Annotated in this window: 23 protein-coding genes; 14 read left to right on the plus strand and 9 right to left on the minus strand. The window is 60.1% G+C overall.

Annotation, left to right across the window (positions count from 1 at the left end; all coding sequences use genetic code 11):
* Window positions 1–246: 246 nt before the first annotated feature.
* Both NKH04_RS16645 and NKH04_RS16650 read right to left on the minus strand, forming a co-directional pair.
* Entirely contained in the window at window positions 247–1,374 is a 1,128-nt protein-coding gene (locus NKH04_RS16645) for an NAD(P)/FAD-dependent oxidoreductase (protein ID WP_353044597.1), read from the minus strand.
* 64 nt (window positions 1,375–1,438) lie between these two features.
* A complete protein-coding gene (locus NKH04_RS16650) occupies window positions 1,439–2,440 on the minus strand; it encodes an SIS domain-containing protein (protein WP_353044598.1) in 1,002 nt (333 codons plus the stop codon).
* A 103-nt stretch (window positions 2,441–2,543) separates the two neighbouring features.
* Between NKH04_RS16650 and NKH04_RS16655 the strand changes: the two genes are divergently transcribed.
* The 4 genes from NKH04_RS16655 (at window position 2,544) to NKH04_RS16670 (ending at window position 7,235) form a co-directional block, all read left to right on the plus strand.
* Window positions 2,544–3,380, plus strand: coding sequence for a PfkB family carbohydrate kinase (locus tag NKH04_RS16655; RefSeq protein ID WP_353044599.1), 837 nt, complete (start codon window positions 2,544–2,546; stop codon window positions 3,378–3,380).
* A 178-nt stretch (window positions 3,381–3,558) separates the two neighbouring features.
* A complete protein-coding gene (locus tag NKH04_RS16660; protein ID WP_352474451.1) occupies window positions 3,559–4,395 on the plus strand; it encodes an ABC transporter substrate-binding protein in 837 nt (278 codons plus the stop codon).
* A 76-nt stretch (window positions 4,396–4,471) separates the two neighbouring features.
* On the plus strand, window positions 4,472–6,001 hold the full coding sequence (locus NKH04_RS16665; protein ID WP_353044639.1) for an amino acid ABC transporter permease/ATP-binding protein: 1,530 nt from the start codon (window positions 4,472–4,474) through the stop codon (window positions 5,999–6,001).
* Between the two features lie 88 nt (window positions 6,002–6,089).
* Window positions 6,090–7,235 (plus strand): LacI family DNA-binding transcriptional regulator, encoded by a 1,146-nt coding sequence (locus tag NKH04_RS16670; RefSeq protein WP_352921396.1) that lies wholly within the window; start codon window positions 6,090–6,092, stop codon window positions 7,233–7,235.
* Between the two features lie 234 nt (window positions 7,236–7,469).
* On the opposite strand, the gene NKH04_RS16675 is transcribed toward NKH04_RS16670, so the two are convergent.
* Both NKH04_RS16675 and NKH04_RS16680 read right to left on the minus strand, forming a co-directional pair.
* On the minus strand, window positions 7,470–8,447 hold the full coding sequence (locus NKH04_RS16675; RefSeq protein ID WP_353044600.1) for an FAD-binding oxidoreductase: 978 nt from the start codon (window positions 8,445–8,447) through the stop codon (window positions 7,470–7,472).
* A gap of 190 nt (window positions 8,448–8,637) precedes the next feature.
* Window positions 8,638–9,495: a LysR family transcriptional regulator gene (locus NKH04_RS16680; protein ID WP_352503720.1), complete on the minus strand. Its 858-nt coding sequence runs from the start codon at window positions 9,493–9,495 to the stop codon at window positions 8,638–8,640.
* A gap of 133 nt (window positions 9,496–9,628) precedes the next feature.
* Here NKH04_RS16680 and NKH04_RS16685 point away from each other — a divergent pair, with 133 nt between their 5' ends.
* From NKH04_RS16685 to NKH04_RS16715, 7 genes are all read left to right on the plus strand, one after another.
* Entirely contained in the window at window positions 9,629–10,711 is a 1,083-nt protein-coding gene (locus NKH04_RS16685) for an amidohydrolase family protein (RefSeq protein ID WP_352503721.1), read from the plus strand.
* Window positions 10,712–10,722: 11 nt separating this feature from the next.
* Window positions 10,723–11,076: a Rieske (2Fe-2S) protein gene (locus tag NKH04_RS16690; RefSeq protein ID WP_352770491.1), complete on the plus strand. Its 354-nt coding sequence runs from the start codon at window positions 10,723–10,725 to the stop codon at window positions 11,074–11,076.
* A gap of 112 nt (window positions 11,077–11,188) precedes the next feature.
* Complete coding sequence (locus tag NKH04_RS16695) at window positions 11,189–12,796, plus strand: ABC transporter substrate-binding protein (protein WP_352851165.1); 1,608 nt, start codon at window positions 11,189–11,191, stop codon at window positions 12,794–12,796.
* A 94-nt stretch (window positions 12,797–12,890) separates the two neighbouring features.
* Window positions 12,891–13,937 (plus strand): ABC transporter permease, encoded by a 1,047-nt coding sequence (locus NKH04_RS16700; RefSeq protein ID WP_353044601.1) that lies wholly within the window; start codon window positions 12,891–12,893, stop codon window positions 13,935–13,937.
* Complete coding sequence (locus tag NKH04_RS16705; RefSeq protein WP_353044602.1) at window positions 13,934–14,818, plus strand: ABC transporter permease; 885 nt, start codon at window positions 13,934–13,936, stop codon at window positions 14,816–14,818. The genes NKH04_RS16700 and NKH04_RS16705 overlap by 4 nt, the downstream gene beginning before the upstream one ends.
* Window positions 14,808–16,439, plus strand: coding sequence for an ABC transporter ATP-binding protein (locus tag NKH04_RS16710; RefSeq protein WP_352972319.1), 1,632 nt, complete (start codon window positions 14,808–14,810; stop codon window positions 16,437–16,439). The genes NKH04_RS16705 and NKH04_RS16710 overlap by 11 nt, the downstream gene beginning before the upstream one ends.
* A 187-nt stretch (window positions 16,440–16,626) precedes the next feature.
* Complete coding sequence (locus NKH04_RS16715; RefSeq protein WP_353044603.1) at window positions 16,627–17,484, plus strand: protein-L-isoaspartate O-methyltransferase family protein; 858 nt, start codon at window positions 16,627–16,629, stop codon at window positions 17,482–17,484.
* 91 nt (window positions 17,485–17,575) lie between these two features.
* Here NKH04_RS16715 and ftsH read toward each other — a convergent pair whose 3' ends face one another.
* A complete protein-coding gene (gene ftsH, locus NKH04_RS16720; protein WP_353044604.1) occupies window positions 17,576–19,510 on the minus strand; it encodes an ATP-dependent zinc metalloprotease FtsH in 1,935 nt (644 codons plus the stop codon).
* Between the two features lie 154 nt (window positions 19,511–19,664).
* Window positions 19,665–20,408, minus strand: a complete 744-nt coding sequence (locus NKH04_RS16725; RefSeq protein WP_353044605.1) for a Crp/Fnr family transcriptional regulator — start codon at window positions 20,406–20,408, stop codon at window positions 19,665–19,667.
* A gap of 257 nt (window positions 20,409–20,665) precedes the next feature.
* On the opposite strand from NKH04_RS16725, the gene NKH04_RS16730 reads away from it, so the two are divergent.
* From NKH04_RS16730 to NKH04_RS16740, 3 genes are read left to right on the plus strand one after another with little or no spacing between them, the layout of a single operon-like run.
* On the plus strand, window positions 20,666–20,986 hold the full coding sequence (locus tag NKH04_RS16730; RefSeq protein ID WP_353044606.1) for a circadian clock KaiB family protein: 321 nt from the start codon (window positions 20,666–20,668) through the stop codon (window positions 20,984–20,986).
* Window positions 20,973–22,469: a circadian clock protein KaiC gene (gene kaiC / locus NKH04_RS16735; protein ID WP_353044607.1), complete on the plus strand. Its 1,497-nt coding sequence runs from the start codon at window positions 20,973–20,975 to the stop codon at window positions 22,467–22,469. Before NKH04_RS16730 ends, kaiC begins: the two co-directional genes overlap by 14 nt.
* A 1-nt stretch (window position 22,470) precedes the next feature.
* The gene (locus NKH04_RS16740) at window positions 22,471–23,607 is read left to right on the plus strand and encodes a two-component system sensor histidine kinase NtrB (RefSeq protein WP_353044608.1); all 1,137 of its coding nucleotides are present in this window, start codon (window positions 22,471–22,473) and stop codon (window positions 23,605–23,607) included.
* A gap of 118 nt (window positions 23,608–23,725) precedes the next feature.
* On the opposite strand, the gene NKH04_RS16745 is transcribed toward NKH04_RS16740, so the two are convergent.
* From NKH04_RS16745 to NKH04_RS16755, 3 genes are read right to left on the minus strand one after another with little or no spacing between them, the layout of a single operon-like run.
* Window positions 23,726–24,091, minus strand: coding sequence for an SPW repeat protein (locus tag NKH04_RS16745; protein WP_352706440.1), 366 nt, complete (start codon window positions 24,089–24,091; stop codon window positions 23,726–23,728).
* Window positions 24,076–24,435, minus strand: coding sequence for a DNA-directed RNA polymerase subunit omega (gene rpoZ, locus NKH04_RS16750; RefSeq protein WP_352706441.1), 360 nt, complete (start codon window positions 24,433–24,435; stop codon window positions 24,076–24,078). Before rpoZ ends, NKH04_RS16745 begins: the two co-directional genes overlap by 16 nt.
* A 9-nt stretch (window positions 24,436–24,444) precedes the next feature.
* Entirely contained in the window at window positions 24,445–25,191 is a 747-nt protein-coding gene (locus tag NKH04_RS16755; protein WP_353044640.1) for an NADH dehydrogenase ubiquinone Fe-S protein 4, read from the minus strand.
* Window positions 25,192–25,233 lie beyond the last annotated feature (42 nt).

Raw genomic sequence — 25,233 nt, forward strand, 5'->3', positions numbered from 1 at the left:
TTATGCGCAGTGTCTGATTTTGCGGGCGGAAGCTTGCGCAACTTGTCGCGGTTAGCGCACTCCAGTGGATCGCGAGTGGCTATCTGACCATAGTTTGCGGGGCATTCTTCTTCGGGCGTTCGCGCTTGGACGCGCAGCGCCGACCTCTCGACGTCTCTGTTGCCGTAGCACGACAACCCGATCACGCGGCTCTTCCCCAGGCCCGCGACCCATCTGGAGAGTTCGGCCTTGCCCCAAATTGCCCTTTCAGCTGAAACGATTAGGGCGGAACGTTGCAAGCATGGGATGCGGATTGCCAGAGGCGATTTCTTTGGCAAGCAATTCGCCGACGATCAATCCAAGCGTGGCGCCGCTGTGGCTGAAGGCGACGTGAAGTCCGGCAACGGTGTCGACGCAGCCAAGCACTGGCTCGCCGTCGCCGGGGATGGGCTTCGGGCCAACTGCATAGGCAGCGAGTTGGAGCCGCGGATTGCCCTCGAGCACCGCACTAGCCTCCTCGAGCAGTCCTTTGACGGTCTTGTCGTGCACGGTGTAGGTTCCGTCAGAGTTGACCACGACTTCTTCCTCCGACCACGCCGAATCCAAAACAAGTGCGCCATCCGGCGTCGGGCGAACCGCCACGCGGGGCGTATTCAGCACGGCACGGAGCTCGGTCTTGATCGGCTTGGTCTTCAAGAGAAGTGAAATTGGCGTGGCGTCGGGGACACGAACTCCGATCTCTGCGAGCATGATAGGCGTCGCTGGCCCGACCGCAAGGACCACTGCATCCGCCTTTACCGGCACACCGTCGGCAGTGACGACGCCACGCGCGCGACCACCTGTGGCATCTATCCGGACGCGTCCAGCGTCCCGAACAAACTTGCCGCCACGGGAGCGGAACTCATTGAGCAGCAGACTGATCAAAGACGGCAGGTCAACCCATCCTTCGCCAGGATTGAAGATGGCGCCCTGGGGGGTAATTGCGCTCGCGTTGACGCCGGGCACCACTGCACCGACTTCGGCAGGGCCGAGCAGAAGCGCGTCATAACCAATATCCTGCTCCAACTGGCAGACGGACGCGATCTGGTTCGTCTCGTCATCCGCATCCCAGGTGAGGCCGCCGTCAAAGCGAAGCCACGATCCCGTTTCCGGCCTTGTGGCGGCCAGGGTCCGATAACGGTCGATGCCTGCAAGCCTCAAGCGGTGGTAGGCAGTGTCCGCACGTCGCGCTGAGTTCAGCCAGGAAAGTGAACGGCCGGATGCACCGCTGGCTGGCGCGCCGTCGTTGACAAGCGTTACATCAAGGCCAAGACGAGCAAGGTGCAACGCGGAAGAGATGCCGAAGATGCCCGCGCCGATAACAACGACATGGCGCGGCTTTGGTGATGCAGTCATAGAGAAATCCTTCTTCGCAGAAGCCGGGCTGGGAGTTGTTGGATGGCTGCAGAGCGCGGCGGAACTAATAGTCGGTGAGCTTCTTCATGTAGCGCCGGCCCTCAAGCATTGGACGGCCGCGCAGGGCGGCCAGCTCGTAGGCAAAACGCCAAAGCGTGTCGAAGAAGACCAAGGGCACGAGATAGGGTTTGATGTGTTCGGACATACCGCTGAGGTCGAGTTCCGCTCCATCGAGCACCAGGACGTTTTCCCGGCTGCCGTACTTGAAAAGGAAGTCTCGGGCGCGTTCGGGAAGGCTCCGCGTTTCGTCCAAACCCAGCAAGACCACGAAGCAAGCGTCCCGGTCGACCACCTCAAATGGGCCGTGGAAGAACTCGTTGGCGTGTATGGCCTGCGAATCGTACCACTGCATCTCCATCAACACGCAGATGGCGTACGAATAGGCCGCACCATAGCTGGCACCGCTGGCCAGTGTGTAGATCGCATTGCGCGGCGCGAAACGGGGGGCGAAGGCCTGAAACCGGTCGGCATAGGTCCGGTGCGCACGCTCGATCGCCGGCTGAAGATGGCTCAGGCTCGTCAGCAGATCGGCAGTTAGCCCGGCATCCTCCCGAGCATCGATCAGGCCGGCGAGCAACATATAGAGCACGCCGTAGTTGCTGCAGGCTGAATCGATTGCTTTGCCCGTCGTGTAGGAGGCCTGGTAGGCGACTGCGTGGTCGACCGCCAGCGCGAGGGGCGATATCTGGTCGAGCGTCATGCCGATTGTCGTTGCGCCTCGATCCTTTGCATGATTGGCCGCTCGCACAGTTTCGCGGGTGGTGCCGGTCTGCGAGCAAAGGACAACGAGCGCGTCAGGTCCCAACCGTCGCGGGTCTCGGCAGACGAACTCATCCGCGTTGTAGATGTCGCAGGCGAATGCGCCGCTGTGACGGTCGACGAAGTATTTGCCTGCCATCATGATCGAGAGCGAACCGCCGCACGCCACGAGGAATAGGTGCGAAAACTGCGTGCCCGCCGTAGCGGTCAGGGCGCGTTCCACGTCGGAGGGCAGGGCGGAAATCATGAGCTTCCTCGTCTCGTTGGCAGAGCTAGGGGCCGGCCCACAATTGACAGGTGGGCAGCCATTGTGCGAACGTTATCACATCGTTTAAACTGAAAGTCCTGCAATGGTCAAGATTGCCGCGATAGGCGATAACGTGGTGGATTGTTATCTTGCTCGCGGCGAGATGTATCCTGGTGGAAATTGCCTCAATGTCTCGGTTTATGTCAGCCGCTTCGGCGGGCGATCGGCCTATGTCGGAGCGATCGGCAAAGACCGGGCAGGGGACCTTATCTGCACTGCACTGGCGTCGGAGCGCGTGGACATCACCCGATTGCGGCGTCTCGAGGGAGCGACCGCTTACTGCCTCATAGGTCACCGCAACGCCGATCGGATTTTCCTGGACTTCGATCTCGGAGTTTCGGTGTTTACGCCGACGCAAGAAGATCTGGATTTTCTCTCGGGCTTTCAGGCCGTCCACATCGGCCAGTCCAGCGGTTTGGACCCGTGGGTTGCCGCTGTATCAAGTAAGTCACTGTTGTCTTATGATTTTTCCACGCGACGGGAACCGGGACATCGACGCGAGATTGGACCCTATTGCTATCTGGCTTGTGTCTCGGGTGACGGTCTCGACGACAAGGAATTAGCCGCAATCGCGGCCGAATTGCTTGCATGTGGTTCAAAGTGGGTTCTTGTGACTCGTGGCCGAGCCGGCGCGGTGCTTCACGGCGACACCGTCTCTTACCGAACCCCGGCGCGGTTGGTCAAACCCGTCGACACCCTGGGCGCGGGCGACACCTTCATCGCCAGAACGCTGTTCGGCCTGCTTAAGAAGGAGCAGCCTCAAGACATCCTCGGCCATGCCGCGGACGCGGCGGCTGCTACCTGCCGGTACTACGGGGCAATCGGCCATGCGACAGCAATCGACTTAGGAAAGATAACGCCGAAGATCCCCCACGCTTAACACTGGAAACCATCTAGCTGCGAAATTCTCCGAAACAATTGACGCGAGAAATGGACAATGCTAGAGAAAATGATAACGTTCTCACCTTCCTGGCCGAACGCCGTCCAAGAGCGTTTTGTAGATGAGACGTCGAGTGGGATCGCAAGGCCGAGTTCGGCCAATCGTAAGAGGAGAAGACATGCACACGAATTCGAGCAGGCGCCAACTTGTGAAATCCGGTCTGGCGCTGACGATCGCGCTGTTGACAGGACTTGGCACGTTGGCCTCGTCAACTCAGGCAAACGCGGCCGACAACCCCTACAACCTCATCGACCCGACGGTGATCAGCGTCGGAACCATGGGCGATGCGAAACCCTATGTCTTCACCGACGCCAACGGTAACTTCACTGGCTTCGACGCCGAACTCTTCCGTGATGTGGCGCGCCGGCTCGGGTTCAAGGAGGAGCAGATCGTTTTCACCGGCCAGGAATTCTCGGCGCTGCTGCCGTCCGTTGCCAATGGCCGCTTCGACGTCGCTGTCGCCGCCATCGGCACAACGGCGCAGCGCAAGAAGACCGTGGATTTTGGCGACGGCTATCTCGCCGGCTACCTGTCGATCATTTCGGCGGATCCGGCACTGACGAGCAATGAGAGCACCGCCGGAAAGCGCATCGGCGTGATCCAGGGAACGCTGCAGGAAATCTATGCCGAGAAGAACCTCAAGGGCGACATTGTCAAATTTCCCGACAACAACACTGCGGTGGCGGCGCTGAATAACGGGACGATTGATGGCCATTTCACTGACTATGAGTCCGCCAAGCAGTATGTGGAGCGCTATAAGAACCTGAAGATAACAATGAACGTGCCGTCCTTCGATGCGCCGGCCGGGTTCGTGGTCAAGAAAGGCAACGATGCCTTCCGCGAGGCGCTCAACAAGGCGCTGCGCGAGGCCATGGACGATGGCACCTGGAAACGGCTGCATGAGAAATGGTTCCCGGGCACTCCGATGCCGGATCAATATCTGCCCAAGAAGTAAATTCGCGCGTATTCATTTTCGTTTCCGGCCGGGCCCGTCAGCAACGGTGCCCGGCCGAGTTATAGATGGACTTGATATGAGCTGGTTCGATACCTTCGCCCGAAGCTTCCTTGATTTCCAGGCGATGGCAGAAGTTCTGCCAAACATGGTGATGGTCGGCCTCAAGAACACTTTGATCCTGGCCCTTGCCTCGACGTTTTTCGGGACGCTGATCGGTATCGTCCTCGCAGTCATGGGGATTTCAGAGAACCGGCCGCTGAAACTCCTTGCCCGAGTCTACACCGATATCTTCCGTGGGCTTCCTGCCATTGTCACAATCCTGATCATTGGCCAAGGCTTCGCGCGGTTGGGCCGAGATCTGTTCGGTCCATCGCCTTATCCGCTGGGCATTCTGGCGCTCAGCCTGATCGCCGGAGCCTACATCGGGGAGATTTTCCGCGCCGGCATTCAGAGCGTCGAGCGGGGTCAGATCGACGCCACGCGGACTCTCGGTATGACGTATGGCCAAGGCATGCGCCTGGTGGTGATCCCGCAAGGCATCCGTCGCGTCCTGCCTGCACTGGTCAACCAGTTCATCGGCAATGTCAAAGACTCCAGCCTGGTCTATTTCCTTGGTCTGCTCGCCTCCGAACGCGAACTGTTCCGCGTCGGCCAGGACCAGGCTGTGCTGACCGGCAACTTGTCGCCGCTATTGCTGGCCGGAGCGTTCTATCTCGTGATCACGGTGCCGCTGACCCATCTCGTCAACTACATCGACGCGCGCATGCGCGTCGGCAAACGAATAACCGCCGTGCAGAGTGGCCTCAAGGAGGTCGCCGAGCTTGCCGAAACCGTTGTGCCGGGAACAGCGACGTTGCCTGCAGCAGCGCCCACACGCTTCAAGGGTGGCGGCATCGAGGTCAAGAATATCGACATGGCCTACGGCGCCGTCCAGGTGCTGCATGACGTCAGTCTGAAAGTGGAGCCCGGGACCGTCACCTGCCTCATCGGTCCGTCCGGATCGGGCAAGTCGACCTTGCTGCGCTGCCTCAACCGTCTCGTAGAATGCCGAGCTGGTGACATTCTGCTCGACGGCGAAAGCATCTACAAGCAGACCCCTGACCAACTCCGGCGGCGCGTGGGCATGGTTTTCCAGCAGTTCAATCTGTTCCCCGACCGTAGCGCGCTCGCCAACATCACCTTGGCGCTGCGCAAAGTTAAACGCATGTCGCGCGAGGAGGCTAATGACGCGGCCTTGGCGAGGCTAAATGAAGTCGGACTGCTGGAGCGCAAGGACCATCGGCCGGCCAATCTCTCGGGCGGGCAACAGCAGCGGGTGGCCATCGCGCGTGCGCTCGCCCTCGAACCCGAAATTATGCTGTTCGACGAAGTCACCAGCGCCCTCGATCCAGAATTGGTCAAAGGTGTCCTGAACTTGATGGCCGACCTCGGGCGGGGCGGGATGACGATGGTGGTCGTTACACACGAGATGAATTTCGCTCGCAAGGTCGCGAACCAGGTCGTGTTCATGGACGAGGGGCGGATCGTCGAGGCAGGCCGGCCAGAAGACCTATTCGACAATCCGCAGAGCCCGCGTCTTCGACGCTTTCTGTCGGAGGTGCTGTAATTCAAATGGTGTGCGCAGCGGCGGGTTCTGCGGTGTTCGGCCTTGCGGGGCGTGCCTAACTGCCGCTAGTTCGTCGCCACGACGTTGCATGGTCGGCGGGACTTGCTGGGTGACTCAAAGATCCAAAAACGCAACTATCATCGAAGTCGCTCGCCGGGCTGGAGTGAGCTCTGCCACGGCTGGGCGCGTGCTTGGTGACTACGGGTACAGCAGCCCTGAGGTCCAGGAGAAGGTGCGCGCCGCGGCATCTGCGCTGGGTTATCGGCCCAATCGCCTGGCCAAAGGCCTGATCACCGGTAAGACCCAGACTATCGGCGTTGTCGTAGGCGACATCGAAAGCCCATTCTATGCAAGCGTGCTGCGCGGAATAGGGGACGTCGCGCGCCGTGGCGGCTTCGGGGTTATCGTTACGAATAGTGACGAAAATGCCGAACTCGAGCGAGAGGCGGTGCAGCTGCTGTTGGAAAAGCAGGTCGATGGTTTAGTCGTCTCATCGACCTTCTTGGACAAGCCGGATCATCTTCGTGACGCAGTCGCGGCCGGCTGTCCCGTCGTGCAGTTCGACCGCATCGTGGCGGGCATGGAAACCGATTCGGTCGTGGTCGATAACGTTTCTGTAACGCGTAGCAGCATAGCGGCGGTCATCGCCGCCGGACACAGCCGCATCGGAATATTGGCGGAACTCGGGCCGGACCAACGCGATGATGTTGGTTCCTTTGTGACAAACGCTGATCTCTCCAGCTCCGACGTTCGCTACCATCATCCAAGCTGGCAACGGTTGTTGGGTTATCTCGAAGCCCATCGCGCTGCGGGCATTTCGCCGGATCCACAGTTGATCCGCCGCGTGGCGGTCTATTCCAGCGAGGCAGCCCGAAAGGAGGCACTCGATCTGCTGACAATGCGCAATGCGCCGTCCGCCCTGTTTACCGCCGACGGTGTGATGTCGACAGGCGTTCTGGAGGCGACATCCGCACTGAAGCTTGCGATTCCGGGAGAGGTTTCGCTGCTTTGCTTCGACGATCTCGACTGGATGCAGTTCGTGGCCCAAGGTATCACAGCCATCGCGCAGCCGGCGCATCTGATCGGGGCGACGGCAGCCGAGCTTCTCTTGAAGAGGCTGGCTGGCGACACCGCACCGTTTGAACACCGTGTCCTCGCGGCTCGCCTGGTGAACCGTAATTCGATTGCGGTTCATCTCAACCGCAACGCCCCTGATCCGGCCGCGACGGTGTAGCTGGAGCCGAATTGCCGCGCCTCTTTGTGTCGAGGTCGATCCCATGCAGCGGCTGAATGATAGCTCAAGCGTATTGCTGGGTAGGACTTTTGTCGCTTGCGATGCCCAGCGTGAGCTGCGCCAGAAATCGGGCGAGCCCATCCGGGTTCCGAAACCTAATCACTTGCGGTCGCAGTAGTATGGCTTGGTCGTTGAACGCAAAGGCTGCCCGATTTCGTTCCGCGATGGGTACAATTATAGATCAAGCAAAATGTCGCCTTGTGGGCGGCTGCAGCACGCCAGGATGTAGCCTGCCGCTTTGTCCTCCAACGTCAGTCCGCCTAGGTCATCCATGACGACTTCGCCAGACAGCTTGGCGATCCGGCACGTACCGCAAACTCCCTGCTGGCAAGCGGTTGGGACATAGACGCCACATTGGCGCGCCGCTTCCAGCAGGGTCTCTCCGGGCGCGCAGTGATATGCAAGGCCGGAGCGGGCGAAGCGGACCGAAGACGAATCCTTTGAATCCGATAGCGAACGCGAAATGTTGCCGCCCCCGAAGCTCTCCTCATGATACTGTGAAGGGGCGAGCCCGATTGCATCGAGGCAGCTGCGTGCAGCCTTCATGTAGGATTCCGGCCCACAGGCAAAAATCGTGCGGCTATGGAGATCGGGAACCAAGGTCAGGAGCATCTCACTGTTAATTCGCCCGGTTGGACCCGTCCAGGCCGGGTCTCCATGACTGCAAATGCAAGTCACATGAACATTGGGAAAGCGAGCGGCAAGTGCGTCCAGTTCGAGCCGAAAAATGATGTCGTCCGGCGTTCTCGCACTATGAATGAAGTGGATATCCTGGTTTGCTGCGCGGTCGGTAAATGCCCGCAGCATCGACATGACGGGAGTTATCCCGCTGCCACCTGAAAGGAAGAGGGACTTTGCATGCGGCAGATCGTCGAGATTGAACGAGCCGAGCGGCCCTTCGATCTCGATCCCATCGCCCGGCTTCAAATTGTCATGGAGCCAATTCGAAACGAGCCCGCCCGGCGTCCGTTTCACAGTGATCTGCAGGTCGAGCGGTCGCGTCGGCGGTGATGAAACAGAGTAGGAGCGCGTCACTGCGGCCCCCTCGATCCTCAGGTGCACCACAACATATTGGCCAGCGCTGAAGCAGAACATCCGATCTGAAGCGGGTGTGAGAACGAATGTTTTCACATCGTGCGTCTCGTCGATCACGCGCCGGCAGAGCACAAGCTGCGGCGTGGGCTGTGCCCACTGCCGGTGAAGCTTTGTTGGGGCGAAGCCGGGGGCTCCTAAGGCCGCGTGTGCGTTCATTATTCAACTCGGGTTTGAAGTCGAGCCAAGATGCCACTTCAAAACCCGCTGAACAGCCGCGCAATCCTACCTTTATGATCGGTAATTTCGATTAAACTTCCAGGGACATTACAGCCACCTGGAGAGCTCGGATGCCCTTGCGAATAATGGGTTCGTGTTTGCGGCGCGCAAGGATCGCGGTGTGGACTGGCTGGTGCAGCGTCGGCGCTCCCTCGACGAGGAACGATGGGAGCTCGGCCGTGAACCGGCGCGCATCGTCGCTGCGCATGTAGCAGGTGCCGCCCGTTCGTCGCAGCATGATCTCCGCCAGAGTTTCCGATCCCGTCGAAAGCCGACAGATCGCAAGCTCGGCCAGCAGCTCTGCGTGCGTCTTTTCCAGCACCGCGGTGTAGCCTGGGCGAATGTAGGTTTCAGGGTCGACATCGGACAGCGTTCTGGCAGCCGTCGAAACCATCACATATTCCTCGACCATCAGATGCTCGTAGGCGATCTCAGGCAGGTAGCGAGGCGCATAAAGCACGGCAATATCAAGATTTCCCATGCTTAGGTCGCTGACCATCTGGTTCGAATAGTCCGACTCGACATGGATCGAGGATTTTGGAAGCGCCTGGCACAGTGTCTCGACCCATCCCGGTAGGACCGAACGGGTCATCCCCACCTGTGCGGCGATGCGCAACGTGCCCTCGAAACGGTTGAACGCTCGCACATCGTGTCGAGCTTGCGACCACGTCGACAGCAAGGATCTGGCATAGGCTTCGAACCGCCGCCCGGCGGCTGTCGGCTCAGCGCCGGCGCGCCCGCGCAGAAAGAGCTCGGACCCGATCGCGCTCTCCAGATTCTTGATGCGGGTGCTGATCGTCGACTGGGTCAACCCCAGCCGGTCGGCGGTACGATTGAAATTTCGCGACTCGATGATGTCGAGAAAAGTTTCGATGTGATCTAGCTGCACATGACCTCCGATCGAAAAAGTCGATCATATTGCGCAGGATCATAAGCTTGATCAAACAATACTCAAGGCGGAAGCTGCACGCGGTGAAATCGGCCGGCAGATCGTCCAGGCTGAAGCTACGGAGCTGAGCAACGTGTTCATAGTCGACTGCGATTGTCACAATTACTGGTCGAGCGCGACTGTATTGGAGCCTTACCTTTCCGGCCTATGGAAGGACATGTTCGTTGAAGGCGAGAAGACAGGTCCCGTTGGCGCCTTCCCGCATGGCCATCGTCCCTGGTTTCATCCGCAGGACTTCTCACGCAAGGACGTCCGTCCGAAAACAGAAGCCGACAACTATCTCATCATGAAGGAAAAACACCTCGACAAGTACAAGGTCGACGTGGCGATCCTGACCGGCGATGAGCCGATCGAGGCTTCCACCCTCGCCAATCCCTATTATGCCAGCGCCCTCGTCAGCGCCTACAATGACTATCAGATCGACCAATGGCTGCCGAAGGACGATCGCTTCATGGGCTCGATCATCGTCGCGCCACAGGATCCGAAGCTCGCGGCCGCCGAGATACGCCGTCTGGGCAATCACCCGCGCATGGTTCAGGTTCTCGCTTCGCAAGGCTCCGTCAAGCCCTATGGCGATCCGTTTTACCATCCAATTTATGAGGCTTGCGCCGAGGTGGGGCTGCCCTTTGCCATTCATCTGGGCGGCCATGGCGGCGTGAATTCGACCGCGATTGCTCCGGCCCCGACGACATTCTTCTGGGAGACCCATGCCATCCTGCACATGTCGGCCATTTCGCATGTCGCAAGCATGATTGCGCATGGCGTCTTCGAAAAATGGCCGGACCTCTACTTCGTGGTCATCGAATGCGGCGTCGCCTGGGTGCCATCGGTATTGTGGCGCCTGGACGCCGACTACAAAGCCCTACGCAAAGAGACGCCATGGCTAAAGATGCTGCCGTCCGAATATTGCCGGCGCAACATCCGCTTTTCCACGCAGCCGCTGGAGCAGCCCGCAAATATTCAGCATCTCTGGTCCACTCTCGAGGCGATGGACGGCGAAAATACGCTGATGTTTGCCTCCGACTATCCCCATTGGGACTATGACGATGCCAACACGCTGCAAATCCCTCCTGCCTGGAAGAGCAAGATCATGGGGCTGAATGCGCTGGAGGTTTACAAGCGCATCCCGCGCGCGCAAGCGGCGAATGCTGCCTGAGGAAGCAGACGATGCCCGAGAAGACATACATCTGTAGAGTCGAAGAGATCGAAACCGGATCTCCCTTCATCGCCAAGATCCGCAGCCTTTCGGTCGGCGTTTTTCGCATCGGAGATTCATTCCACGCGCTGCTGAATGTTTGTCCACACCGCGGCGCTCCCCTTTGCGAGGGGCCGCAATGTGGAACAACTGCACCGGTCGAAGAGGCGCAGTTCATCTATCACCGCCAAAACGAGATCGTGCGCTGCGCCTGGCATGGCTGGGAATTTGATATCAAATCGGGCGCGGCCCTGGTCGATCCGTCCGTTCGCGCGCGCACATTTCCAGTAACGGTCGAGGCGGGCAGCATCTATGTGACGGCCTGATTGAGGTACGGATTCGAAAAGTAGCAGAAAGGGTGATCGCGGCTAACGGGCAGATTTCTTCACAGGGTGCGGCACGAACAATAACGCGGAAAATCCGCAATGGGAGAGTCAAATGTCAGAATCTGGATACAAGCTTGGTATCGCTCAAAGCCTGATCGGTCGCGGCAAGATTTCCCGTCGCGACTTCATTCATCTTGGGCTGGCCGCTGGGCTGACGGTCACCGCTGCGGATAAGCTCTTCGTCAGCACGGCCCGGGCCGAACCGCTGCAGGGCGGCTTCGCCAAGCTCGGAATGGCACATGGCGCGACGACGGATTCGATCGATCCGGCCGGCTACCCGGACACCTTCACACAGACAGCGTTCTCGGGCTCGATGTCCAACAGCCTCACCGAGGTCGACGCCAAAGGCAACGTCCAACCGGACCTTGCCGAGAGCTTTGAATCGTCCGATGGCGCCAAAACCTGGGTCTTCAAGCTTCGCAAGGGCGCAACCTTCCACAACGGCAAGAATGTGACGGCGGACGATGTCGTGACTTCGCTTCGCTATCATATGGGCGACGAAACTAAGTCGGCGGCGAAGCCGCTGCTTGAGCCCGTCGCCAGCATTAAGGCGGATGGCCCCGAAACGGTTGTCTTCACGCTGAAAAGCGGCAACGCCGACTTCCCCTACATCATGAGTGACTACCATCTGGTCATCATGCCGGCCAAGGACGGCAAGGCGGATTGGGGATCGGGCGTTCGCACCGGCGCTTTCGTGCTTGAGAATTTCCAGCCCGGCGTTTCGGCCAAACTCAAGCGCAATCCGAACTACTTCAAGAACGGCAAACCCTATCTCGACGAGGTGGAGTTCATCGCCATCACCGATCTCGCCGCTCGCATGGCCGCGCTATCGACGGGGGAGGTGGACTATATTGGCCGCGCCGACCTTAAGACCCTCGGCATGTTGAAACGCAACCCCAAGGTGGAGATCGTCGAGGTCACCGGCTATGGCCATTACACCTTGCCGATGAATGTCACGATGGCGCCGTTCGATAATCCGGATGTCCGGATGGCCTTAAAGTGGGCGATCAACCGTCAGGAGATCGTCGACAAGATCTTTCTCGGTCACGCCACTGTGGCCAATGACAACCCGATCGCGCCGGCGATTAAATTTGCCACGAATCCGCAGCCGCAGCACAGTTTCGATCCGGAGAAAGCCAAGCACTATCTGAAAAAGGCTGGAATGGAGAAACTGAAGGTGGACCTCTCGGTCGCCGATGCCGCTTTTGCAGGCGCGGTGGACGCGGCTGCGCTGATCCGCGAGACGGCAGCCCAGTGCGGTATCGACGTAAACGTCGTGCGCGAGGCCGAGGACGCCTATTGGGACAATGTCTGGCTCAAGAAACCTTGGTGCGCTTCCTATTGGAGTGGTCGCGCCACGGCCGACTGGATGTTCACGCAAGCCTTCGCCGCCGATTCCAGCTGGAACGAGTCGTTCTGGAAAAATCCCCGCTTCAACGAGTTGCTTGTCCAGGCGCGCGCCGAGACGGATGAGGCCAAGCGGGCGGCAATGTATGCCGAGATGCAGCAACTGACGCATGATGATGGCGGCAGCATCGTGCTGGTCTTCAACAATTTCGTCAGCGCCAAATCCAACAAGCTCGCACATGGCGAAGTGGCGCCGAACTGGGAGAACGATGGACTGAAGATGGCCGAACGCTGGTGGATCGCCACTGCGTGAGAGAGCGGGCCGGACCCGCGATGGCTACTGGGCTTCGGCTTGCAGCCGCGTGCCCTGCCGGCAGGGCAGCGACGGCAACGGGAAACGCGAGCAAATGAACCCGGTCGCAAGAACGGTTCTGCAGCGCCTTGGCCTCGGCCTGGTCACGCTGTTCATCGTCTCCATCATTATCTTCTCTGCGATTGCAATGCTGCCGGGCGACTTCGCCAAGGCGATGCTCGGACAATCCGCGACACCCGAAACGGTCGCCGCCTTCCAGCGAGAAATTGGCATCGACCGTCCGCCTGTCGAGCGTTATTTCGTCTGGGTCGGGCAGATGCTCCACGGAGATTTTGGCTCTTCGTTCGCAAGCCGCACCGGATATCGGCGCACCGTCGCCGAGATCATCGCGCCGCGCCTTTACAATACGATGTTCCTCGCATCGATGACCGCGCTGATCGCAGTTCCGCTCGCCCTGGGACTGGGCATCCTCGCTGCGCTCTACCGTAATGGCTGGTTCGACCGGGTGGTGAACGCAGTGACGCTGACAACCATTTCGTTCCCGGAGTTCTTCGTCGCCTATATGCTTGCCTATCTGGTCATCTCGCGCGACACATTCATCGGCTCCGAGTTCGCACAATCCCTGCCGCACTGGCTTGCAGTGTCACTGAACTGGATACTTAACGCAGTTCCCAAGTTCCCGACATTGTCGAACGTAAACGACCAGACGCCGTTCTGGGATCAGGTCTGGAGAGTAGCCTTGCCGGCGACCACGCTTACGCTCGTCATCGTCGCACACATGATGCGCATGACACGAGCGGCAATCATCAACATGCTTGCAAGCCCCTATATCGACATGGCGCGTCTCAAGGGAGTCTCGCCGATTGCCATCGTACTCAGGCATGCCTTGCCCAACGCATGGGCTCCGATCGTCACGGTGGTGGCCTTCAATCTTGCTTATCTCGTCGTCGGAGTGGTCGTCGTCGAAGTGGTGTTCGTCTATCCCGGCATCGGTCAGCTGATGGTCGACGCGGTCAAATCAAGGGATGTTCCGGTTGTCCAGGCTTGCGCCTTGATTTTCGCGGTGACCTATATCCTCCTTAATCTGACCGCCGACATCATTTCCATCGCCACCAATCCCAGGCTCTTGCATCCACGATGACCAGCTACGAACCCATCGCGCAGGTTCACAGGCTGAGGCGCTCGCGCGCCACCCGGGCCAAAACGGCGCTGAAGAAGGCACCCTTCAGTGCCTGGTTCGGCATCCTCGTGATCATTGGCTATGTCGTCGTTGCGGTCTTCGCGCACTGGATCGCCCCATACGGCGAAACACAGGTCTTCAGCGAGGCCTTCGCACCGTGGAGCCAGCAGTTCAAATTGGGAACCGACCAGCTCGGCCGCGATATGCTCACACGCTTGATTTACGGTGCGCGCAACACCATCGGTATAGCCGTCGGGACTACATTGCTGTCCTTCGCAGTCGGCGTCTCGCTAGGCCTTCTTGCCGCGTTGTATAGAGGATGGCTCGACCAGATACTGTCGCGTGCGGTGGACGTCTTGATGTCGATCCCAAGCCTTATCTTCGCCCTGGTGCTGCTTTCGATCTTCGGCTCGTCGATCACAAGCCTGATAATCATCATTGCGCTGCTCGATTCTACCCGTGTCTTTCGGCTCGCACGCGCCGTCGGGCTTAACGTGGCGGTAATGGACTATGTCGAAGTGGCGCGATTGCGCGGCGAAGGCCCGAAATGGATCATCGCCAAGGAAATTCTTCCCAACGTGATGCCGCCGCTGGTCGCGGAGTTCGGCTTGCGATTTTGCTTCGTATTCCTCACGATCGCGGCACTGTCCTTCCTGGGGGTCGGTATTCAGCCACCGACCGCCGATTGGGGATCGATGGTGCGCGAGAATGCGACCCTGATCACCTACGGCGATGTCACGCCGCTGCTGCCGGCCGGCGCGATTGCCCTCCTCACGGTCTCTGTGAATTTCGTCGTGGACTGGTTCCTGCATGCAACAAGCGGGTTGCGGGATGAAAAATAGCGCTCCCGGATTGCGCGAAAAAGGCAAGGATCTGCTTCAGATCCGCAATCTGCATGTGGAGGGTTTCTCGGACGAGCGGTGGTATCCCATTGTCCGCGGGGTCGATCTGGCGCTGAAGCGGGGGGACGTTCTTGGCCTGATCGGCGAGTCAGGCGCCGGCAAATCCACCATTGGCCTCGCGGCGATGGGTTACGCCAAGCCGGGCTGCCGTATTACACAGGGCTCGATCCTGTTCGACGGGATCAATCTTCTGGCACTAAGCGAAACAGGGCGGCGTCGCCTCAGAGGCTCCCGTATCGCCTATGTCGCGCAAAGCGCGGCGGCCTCTTTCAATCCGGCCCACCGACTCCTCGATCAGACTGTCGAAACCGTGGTGGCGCATGGGATTGCCAGCCGAGAGAAAGCGAACCGGAGTGCGGTCGATCTTTATCGGCGTCTTCAGCTTCCAGATCCGGAGACCATAGGCTTTCGCTATCCTCACCAGGTTTCCGGCGGACAGTTGCAACGGGCGATGACCGCGATGGCGATGGCTTGCCGTCCGGACCTCATCGTCTTCGACGAGCCAACGACGGCGCTCGATGTGACAACGCAGGTCGAAGTTCTCGCCTCCATTCGCAACATCGTGGAGGAGTTCAACACCGCTGCAATCTATGTGACGCATGATCTGGCGGTGGTGGCGCAAATGGCGGACCGCATCATGGTTTTGCGCCATGGACTAACCGTGGAGGAGGCAGAAACGCGCCAGATGCTCGCCTCGCCCACCCAGGAATATACCAAGACGCTCTGGGCCGTGCGCAAGCTCGCCAAGCCCGAAGTTCCGGCCGATGAATATTTGCTTACGATAGACAACGTCACCGCGGCCTACGGCCGGGCGGTTAAGGTGCTCCAGGATGTCTCCATCAAAGTTCCACGCGGAAGAACAGTGGCTGTGGTCGGCGAGTCCGGTTCCGGCAAATCGACGCTCGCTCGCGTCGTTACCGGCCTGCTGCCCCCGCTTTCGGGGTCGATTTCCTTTGCCGGCCAGGCCCTTTCCAAGACCGTGAAGTTGCGCCCAAAAGAGATCCTGCGACGCATACAGATGATTTATCAAATGCCCGACAACGCCCTAAATCCGCGCCAGACGGTCGAAGAAGTCATAGCTCGTCCGCTTGAATTCTACCTTGGCCTCAAGGGTGCACAACGGGATCGGCGGATCGGCGAACTCATGCACATGGTCGAGATGAGCGAAACTTACCTGGATCGTCTGCCGGCCGAACTGTCGGGGGGCCAGAAGCAGCGCGTTTGCATCGCCCGGGCGTTGGCCGCCGATCCGGAGCTGATAATCTGCGACGAAATCACGTCCGCGCTCGACCAGATTGTGCAAGAGGAAATCCTTAAGCTCTTGATCCGGCTTCAGCGCGAGCTCGGCATGAGCTACATTTTCATCACCCATGACATTGCCACCGTGCGGGCGATCGCCGACGAAATTGTGGTCATGCACCAGGGTAAAGTCGTTGAGCAGGGATTAAAGAGCGAAATTCTCACGCCGCCGCATGCCCCCTATACCGAACGGCTTCTGTCCTCCGTGCCGGAAATGGATCCGGATTGGCTCACAAGGCTGCTCGCCAGCCGGACGATGTGATCGTCGGGCAGAGTGTTCTTCCATATCGCCACGGTTTACAGTCTCGCGGAAGGCGCTCGGCGAGACCGCGCTCGGTCGCAAACGGACAGCGCGCGTCGCCCCGTCCATACGAGGATAGGCGCCCTTTGCCGTCACTCGGTTTTCTGAGAGCATGATGGAGTACGCGCAATCCCGGAGCCGATACTCTATGCCAACAGAAATCGATGCTAGTGTAGCGCGCCGGTGGTTTGCCGAAGACCTGCGTGTCGCATCACCTGTCTTGCACAATCCTGCGGTCATCGAGGCCTTTGCAAGGGTTCCGCGCGAACACTATCTTGGCGACGGGCCATGGCGTATCCATTCGAGATTGCAAATCGGGGCGGTCCATACCAGCCCTTCAGCCGCACTTCATGAGATCTACCACGACGTTCTGGTCTTGCTTGACGAAAAACGCGGACTGAACAGCGGCTTGCCGTCGCTTTGGGCACTGGTTTTCGACCATCTGAACATCACTCCCGGCCAGACCGTCCTTCAGGTGGGCGCCGGTGTCGGCTATTTCACCGCCATCGTCGCTGAACTGACGGGTTCTGAAGGACGCGTGATTGCATATGAGATCGACGAAGAACTAGCTCGGCGCGCGCAAGGCAATCTCGCTCATTATGCGCACGTCGAAGTGACGTCCGGTGATGCAACGCAGGCAATTGATCTGCCAGACCTCGATGTCGTGATCGCCTTTGCCGGAGTGACGCACGTGCCGGAACGGTGGCTTTCAAATTTGTCCGACGCTGGCCGGATGGCATTGCCGTTCACGGGTGAAGACCGACGAGGTTTCATGATGCTTCTGGAAAGGGCTGGCGATACGTTTCCCGTACGATCACTTGTGCCATGCGGATTTTACCCCTGCAGCGGAGCCAGGCGCAGTGACGAAGAAAAGGCCTTGATGGTCGCCCTCAAGGCTGCGCGAGGCAAGGTCACCCGTCTCGCGCAATATCACCGAGGGCGACCGAAAAATGGCATCGAGAACGCTTGGTTGGTGACCGACACATACTGGATTTCGAAAGCCTAGAGATCGATGTCGATCTTGCGTGTCACCGTCGTAGCGTGCGGCACGGCTTTCCAAGAGCGGTCTGTGCCGGCGGGAGCAGTCCGAAACATCATTATTGCGTCCGAAATTTCCCCGATCCGCGCGTGGGGATTGCAGCCGCGGTCCTGGCCGGCTGCAGCGCAGCCTTCTTCTTATGCGAAGACGGACTGGAACTATACTGCGCAGCATGATCAGCCGTCGAGGCGTCTCCGACCAGCGCCGCAAGGTCAGTCTCATCGAGCGTCTCGGTCTCGAGCAGCCTGCGTGCCGCCCTTTCCAGCACGTCGCGCCGCTCGGTGAGCAGGCTGACGGTTCGTCCGAACGCGGCCTCCACAATGTCGCGCACTTCCGCGTCGATGGCATCGGCGGCGGCTTCGCCGTAATCGTGCTCGCGCGGTCCGCCGGCGAGCGGGTTGGGGCTCAGGAAGGAGCGTGGGTCCTTTTCCAACGCCACGTGCCCGAGTTTTGCCGACATGCCGTAACGCGTCACCATGGCGCGCGCTATGTCGGTTACCTTGGCGAGATCATCGGCGGCTCCGGTGGACAGATGGCCGAATACGATCCATTCGGCCGCCCTGCCGCCGAGCAGCACTGCCATCTTGTTGTCCAGCTCCTCGCGCGTCATCAGGAAGCGGTCCTCGGTCGGACGCTGGATAGTGTAGCCGAGCGCGCCGACGCCGCGTGGTATGATCGACACCTTGTGCACCGGGTCGACGCCAGGCAGGGCCATGGCTACCAGCGCATGACCCATTTCATGGTAGGCGACGATCTCGCGCTCCTTCGGGTTCAGGAGCCGGTTGCGTTTCTCCAGTCCCGCGACGATGCGCTCCACCGCATTGTTGAAATCTCCCATCATTACCGCATCCGCCTTGCGGCGCGTGGCGAGCAACGTCGCCTCGTTCACGAGATTGGCCAGGTCAGCACCGGTGAAACCGGGCGTCAGCGCCGCCACCTTTTCCGCATCGACATCCGTCGCCAGCTTGGCCTTGCTCATGTGAACCTGCAGGATCTTGATGCGACCCTGCTTGTCGGGCCGGTCGACCAATACCTGGCGGTCGAAACGGCCGGCGCGCAGAAGTGCCGGATCCAGGATCTCAGGACGGTTCGTCGCGGCCAGCAGCACGACGCCGATCTGTGGATCGAAACCGTCGAGTTCGACCAGAAGCTGGTTGAGCGTCTGCTCCTTTTCGTCGTGACCGCCGACCATGGTCCCGCGGGCGCGGCCAAGAGCGTCGAGCTCGTCGATGAATATGATTGCGGGAGCCTTGGACCGCGCCTGCTCGAAAAGATCGCGCACGCGCGCGGCCCCGACCCCCACGAACATCTCGACGAACTCCGAACCGGAAATCGAGAAGAACGGGACCTTGGCTTCGCCGGCGACGGCCTTGGCGAGCAGAGTCTTGCCCGTCCCCGGCGGTCCGACCAGCAGCACGCCTTTGGGCATGCGGCCTCCGAGGCGGCGGTATTCGCCCGGGTTCTTGAGAAAATCCACAATCTCCTGCAGCTCGGCCTTGGCTTCATCGACCCCCGCCACATCGTCGAACGTCACCCCGGTATTGGCTTCAACATAGACCCTGGCCTTGCTCCTGCCAATTTGCATCAAACCTCCGACACCGCCGTCCATGCGTCTTAGAAGCAGCATCCACAGGCCAAAGAAGACGAGCACCGGCACAACCCAGGACAGCAGGTCGCTCAGGAAAGTGCTCTCGACCTGGCCGGTCACAGTGACACCGTGCTCCTGCAGGTCGCGGGCGAGGTTCGGCTCGACGCGTGTGGTGATGAACAGCGGCCTGCCGTCTTGCGGCTCCTTGAAGCGGCCCTGGATGAAGCGGTCCGAAACCTGCACCTCGGCGATTTTGCCGGCGTTCAACAGGGTCTCGAATTGGCTGTACGGAATCTGGGCGACGTGCTGCGTCGTGGCATAGATATACTGGACGACCATCACGCCCACGAACGCCGCGATCCAGTACCAGATATTGAACTGCGTCTTTCTGTTCCTCACGTCCATGGCGGCCTCCACAGGGAAACGGATATAGGTCCCCCAGCCCGCGCGGCATCGGTGCAGGCCGGGTCCGGCGCAAAAAAGTGGGAGGCCCCAGACCGGCCGGCGACGATAGTGGGTCAGTCATTGTCCTTCCTGTGCGGCAGGCCCGGCGAACTTGTCAGCCGTTTTCCTCCGCCGGATAGACTCCTTTCAATACGTCGTTGAAATGATGGCTGACCGCCGCATTGCACTCGCAGGCAAGGGAACGCAGCCCGTCAGCATTGCGCACCGCAAGCCGAGCGCGCCGCGTCTCGATGACGCCGCGCTGCCGCAGGTCGCGGATGACTCGGCTCAGATAGCTGCGGCCGACGCCTAGCATTGTCGCAAGCTGTTCCTGCGTCACACCCAGTTCCTGTGCCCCCGTCCGTTCTGTCGCCGCCACCAGCCATCTTGCAGTGCGCTGTTCAATCGAATGCGCTGCGCTGCAGGCGACGGATTGGAACACCTGCGCCATCAGGCAATCGGCGTAACGGGCGAACAGGTGATGCAATGTCAAGGAACGCAATTTGGCTTCTTCGAGATGGTGCAGGTCGATCCTGAAGAATACCCCTCCAAGCTGAACTTCGGCCCGCGCATACGCCGGCAGTCTGCCTTGGCTGACGATGCCGCCTACCGCTCCTTCACGACCGATCAGCGCAGTCTCTATCGCTCGCCCGTCGCTCAGCACGACAAGATAGGAGACCAGTGCCGATCCGCAAGGAAAGTAAGCGAAGCGGACCGTATCGCCTGGTTCGTGCAGCAGTGTCCCGGCGGACGTCCACCATTGTTCGAGTCCTGGGTGCAGGATCTCCCAGTCGTCCGCCCTGAGTGCCCGAAGCAGGTTGTTTCCAATCGGCTCCGATTGTTTTTGCAGGTTCTCCATCGCACTCCTCTTTTCAAATGGGACGTCTACAACGCCAAATGTGGAGAAATGTTCACAAGTGCGCAGACGAACCAGGCACAGCTATCTACAAAGACATAAGGGGCGCTGATCCAGGCCTCACCGAGCGCGAGCCGTGGTGCATCGGCTTCCAGGCAGACCGACTTCTGCTGAGGGAAGAAAAATGCCGGCGACTGGATTCCGTGGCGTGGCGCCTCGTGCACGCCGAAAACTGCAACTCCCTGCAGCAAGGCGTGAACATGAGCATCAATGATCGGTCCAATCCAGGGGCCAACGGCCTGCTTCGACTCTATGTCGCCGGCGATGCGCCGGGCGCCCGGCGGGCGCTGGAAAGCCGTCTGAGGATAGTGGAGGAGTTGGCCGGCCGTGTCGAAATCCAGGTCGTCGACGTCCTCGCCCATCCTGAAGAGGCTGAAAGGGCCGGCATTCTAGCGACGCCGGCGCTCTCGGATGAGTCAACCACCCCTCCACGCCGGCTGATTGGCGACATCGGCAACATCGCTCAGGTTCTCGACTATTTCGGTTATCGCAAGAAGGACAGTGGCTATGACCACAGCTGAAGAGATCCTCATCGATCCTGTGCTCGAACGCGTCAGGACCGGTATCGAGGCTTTCGACGATCTTGTGATGGGCGGCCTGCCGCGCGGGCGCACCACCATCGTCGGAGGCACGCCGGGCAGTGGCAAGACTGTATTTGCAACGCAGTTTCTGGCCCATGGCATCACCGTGCTCGACGAGCCAGGCGTCTTCGTCACGTTCGAGGAATCGCCGCTCGAGATCGAGGTCAACATGGCCAGCTTCGGCTGGGACATCCGCCGTTGGCGCGAGACGAACAAGTTGGTTTTCGTCGACGCCAGCCCGCGTGACCACGACCAGATGATTATCGGCAATTTCGATTTGTCAGGCTTGCTGGCGCGTGTCCTGCACGCTGCGCGAAACGCCGCGGCGAAGCGCATTGTGCTGGATTCGGTCACCCAGCTCTTCGACCACTTCGTCGCGGAGCAGACATCGGTGCGTCGGGAGCTCCTTCGCATCGCGACAGCGCTAAAGAGGGATGGTTTGACGGTGCTGATGACCGCCGAACGCAACAGCGAGTATGGCGAGATCTCCCGCCACCGGATCGAGGAGTTCGTTGCCGACAACGTCGTAATCCTGCGCAACGCGCTCGACCGCGAGCGGCGCAGGCGCACGATCGAAGTTCTCAAGATGCGGGGCAGCCGCCACGTCGAGGGCGAGGTGCCGATCACGCTCGTGGTGAAGCAAGGCATAGTGGCAGTGCCACTGTCTTCATTGCGGCTTGAGCAGCAATCCAGCACCAAGCGGGTGACGAGCGGCAATCCGGAACTCGACAGGATGTGTGGCGGTGGATTCTTCCGCGACAGCGTCACCCTCGTCAGCGGTGCGACGGGCACCGGAAAGACGCTGCTGGTGACCAACTTTCTGGCAGGCGGCGCAGCGGCTGGCGAACGTGCCTTGCTGGTCGGCTACGAAGAGAGCCGCGGCCAGCTGTTCCGCAATGCGCGCGGCTGGGGCGTCGATTTCGAGGGCATGGAGGCGGATGGCCGGCTGAAGGTCGTTTGCATTTACCCGGAAGCGCAGAACTTGCCGGATCAATTGTTGATGATTCGCGAACTCGTTGAGGAGTTCAAACCTGACCGGATCGCTATCGACAGCCTGTCGGCATTGGAACGGATCGCACCAGAGACCGGTTTCCGGGAATTCCTGATCAGCCTCACTTCCTTCATCAAGAAACACGAGATCGCTGGCCTTTGCACAGCCACCAACAAATCGCTCGTCGGCGGCCAGAGTGCCAGCGAACAGCATATTTCAACCCTCACGGACTCGATCATCCTGTTGCGGTACATCCAGGAAGGGGATTTCATGCATCGGGGGATCATGGTGCTGAAAATGCGCGGCAGCGAGCATGACAAGCAGATTCGGCGCTTCACAATCGACAGCGCCGGGATGCATCTCGGTCAGCCCTTCGATGGCGCGCCCGACGTGTTCGGCGCTCCGCCGCGTCCTTGGCGTGAGGAGCGTTGAGATGGCGCGCGCCGCAGCCGAAATCTTCGACCAATACGGCGAGGCAAGTCTGACGGGCATCAGCCAGTTCGATTTTCGACGGCTGATCGAAACCACGGCCGACGGGGTTCTCGTCGTGGATCTGACGGGAACGGTGCTTTATGCAAATCCGGCGGCGGCCGCGATCTTCGGTTGTCCGGCTGCCGATCTCGTCCAGATTCCCCTCGGGCGACCGGTCATATCGGGTGAAACCACGGAAATCACCGTCCACAGACCCAATCGAGCACCAGCCGAAGTGGAAATGCGGACGGTCGAGCTTAGCTGGGATGGTAGGCCGGCGCTGCTTGCCAGTCTTCGCGACGTCTCCGCGCAACGCGCGCAGCAGGAGCGTCGACGTCAATCACAAAAGCTCGAGGCGATCGGCCGGCTCGCCGCCGGCATCGTTCACGACATCAACAATCTGCTCGCGGTGTTCGAATCGGGGCTACGACTGCTTCAGAAGCAGCTGCGCCAGGATCCTGCCAATCCGAACACGGCGATTCTGATTGAAGAGTTGCTGAAACGAACGCAAAACTGCGGTGCGCTCACGCAGCAATTGCTCGCGTTCTCTCGCGGACAGTCGCTGTATCCGGAGAGAATCGACCTGAATGGACGAATCAAAGCCGTCACGATGCTGCTGGAGCGGACGCTGGGGAACGGGATCGGCATTAGCCTTGAGCTGGATCCGGCACTTGGCCCTGTCCTCGTCGACGCCAATCAGCTGGACGTCGCCATCCTGAACCTGGCTGTGAATGCCAAGGACGCGATGGCCGGCAGGGGCACGCTGGCGATTGAGACCAGCGATACTCCAGGCGACATCGAAGACGTGCCCGCTTTGGCTGTCTCTTTCGTTCGGGTCAGGGTCCGCGATACGGGGTGCGGGATGAGCAAGGAGGTCCTGGCCCAGGTGTTCGAGCCGTTCTTTACCACCAAGGCGGATGGCCAGGGGACCGGACTTGGGCTTAGCCAGGTTTACGGCTTCATCAAGCAGTCTGGAGGGCATGTTCGGATCGAGAGTGCAGTCGGCGAGGGAACAAGCGTTCATCTCTTTCTTCCCCGCGCGCCAAGCACGGGAAATGACGAGCTGCAGGGCGAGATCCGGCTCAATACACGTCGGTGAAAAAGCGGCCTGTGTTTCGGCTGCCGATGTGCCTGGCCGCAACGCCTGCAACGGCAGACCCCATCGAAGACGGTTGAAAAAAGCGGGCCCGGAAATCCAGGCCCGCCGGAGAGACTGGTCAGGCCGTTGAAACCGGACGGTCGCCGAAGAACCAGAGGTTTCCGGCAGCCAAGGCCGCCACGATGACGCCCACAATCACATGCGCCCACATGGCGGCAGCCAGGGCCGAAAAACCGAGGACCCAAGGCGAGATCAGCGTCCATAGCCCAACCACCAGGTTTGCCCATTCCTCATAGGCATGGAACGCAACCAGTGCACCCACGGCGATCAGGGCGATCACCGCACCGGCGATCCAGGCGTTCCAGGCCGCATGGGGTTCAGCCGCAAAGCCGAGAAACCAAGGCGACAGAACCAGCGCTATGCCGGCGATCACATTGAGGATGTCGATCACCGGACGTGTTTCAGATTTCAGCCATTTCTCCATTGTTCATCCTCCTTTCCTGACATGGTCAGTGCACCGCCCTCTGAGCGAAGGCGGGTGCGGCGGCCAGGGATTGCCCTTCGCCACCGCGAAGCTTTCTTCGTCGGCCGGGCCGAACCCGGCGATCGCGCGGAACCGAACCCGCCAGAACGAAGGGCTTGACTCGTCGGGCTGGAACCGGTTGCCGGCGATCTCACGCAGGCGAGTTCGACGGCCACAGTCACTTTGTCGGACAGGCGAGGCTCGGCGCCCCGGCTGAGTGCACGAGCCCGTCTCACCGCGGCGACAGCCAGTGCGAAACGGTTCGGCACGGTATTTTCACAATCGAACACAATGAGCGGATCCATAGCGTCACCTCACATTGCCTTCTGCTTCTGTTCAGGAATGGAGACGGTCAGGTTCGCTGCCGTCATCCAGGGTTCCAATGCGACCAGCGCCTGTTCCACTTCGTCGAGCCGCGTCGGACGCGCGTTCTCCGGCATCCCCTCGGCCGTTGCGAGATCGACCAGATACTCATTCCACGCCCAGTTGCGCAGGATGGCGCGTTTCTCGTCGGCGGTCAGAAGAGGGTCGACGACCACATCCATCGGCGATGCAAAAAGTGCCTCCGAGTCCGCCAGAGCCGCTCGATAATGCGACGCCTGCGAAACAGCGCCATAGCTGGTCTGCAGCAAAGTCAACTGGAGGCGGTTCAAGACAACGTCTGCGCCGGCCTGCAGCCGCTTGTCCGCCTCAGAAGATTCGACGGACTTTTCGGCCGCCGGGCTTCCTTGAACCGCGTAGGCAAGCCCCTGCCGTTCGGCATAGTCGATGGCCGCCTGAGCCGTCGGAAAATCGAGCTCCACCTGGGTCAGCGTGTCACCACTTCCGGTGTAGCCCATCAGCGGTTCAATGACCGGCGCAGTACGCCGCTCGAACACCAGCCGCCAGACCTTCGGCCGCGCACGGCCGGAGGTCATGACTGAGCGGCAAGGCTTGTAGATCCGTGCGACCGCATCACTCGGGAACTCGGATCTGCCGAACAGCGGCGCTCGCCCGCGGTTGTCGTTTGCCAGTTCGAAATTTTCTACGACTGGTGTGACTTCTCTTTCTTGCTTCTGCATCACTCATCCCTCCCATTTTGGCGAAGGATGCGCCGGAGGCAG

It is taken from the genome of Mesorhizobium sp. M1365, assembly GCF_040317865.1.
Lineage (GTDB): Bacteria > Pseudomonadota > Alphaproteobacteria > Rhizobiales > Rhizobiaceae > Mesorhizobium.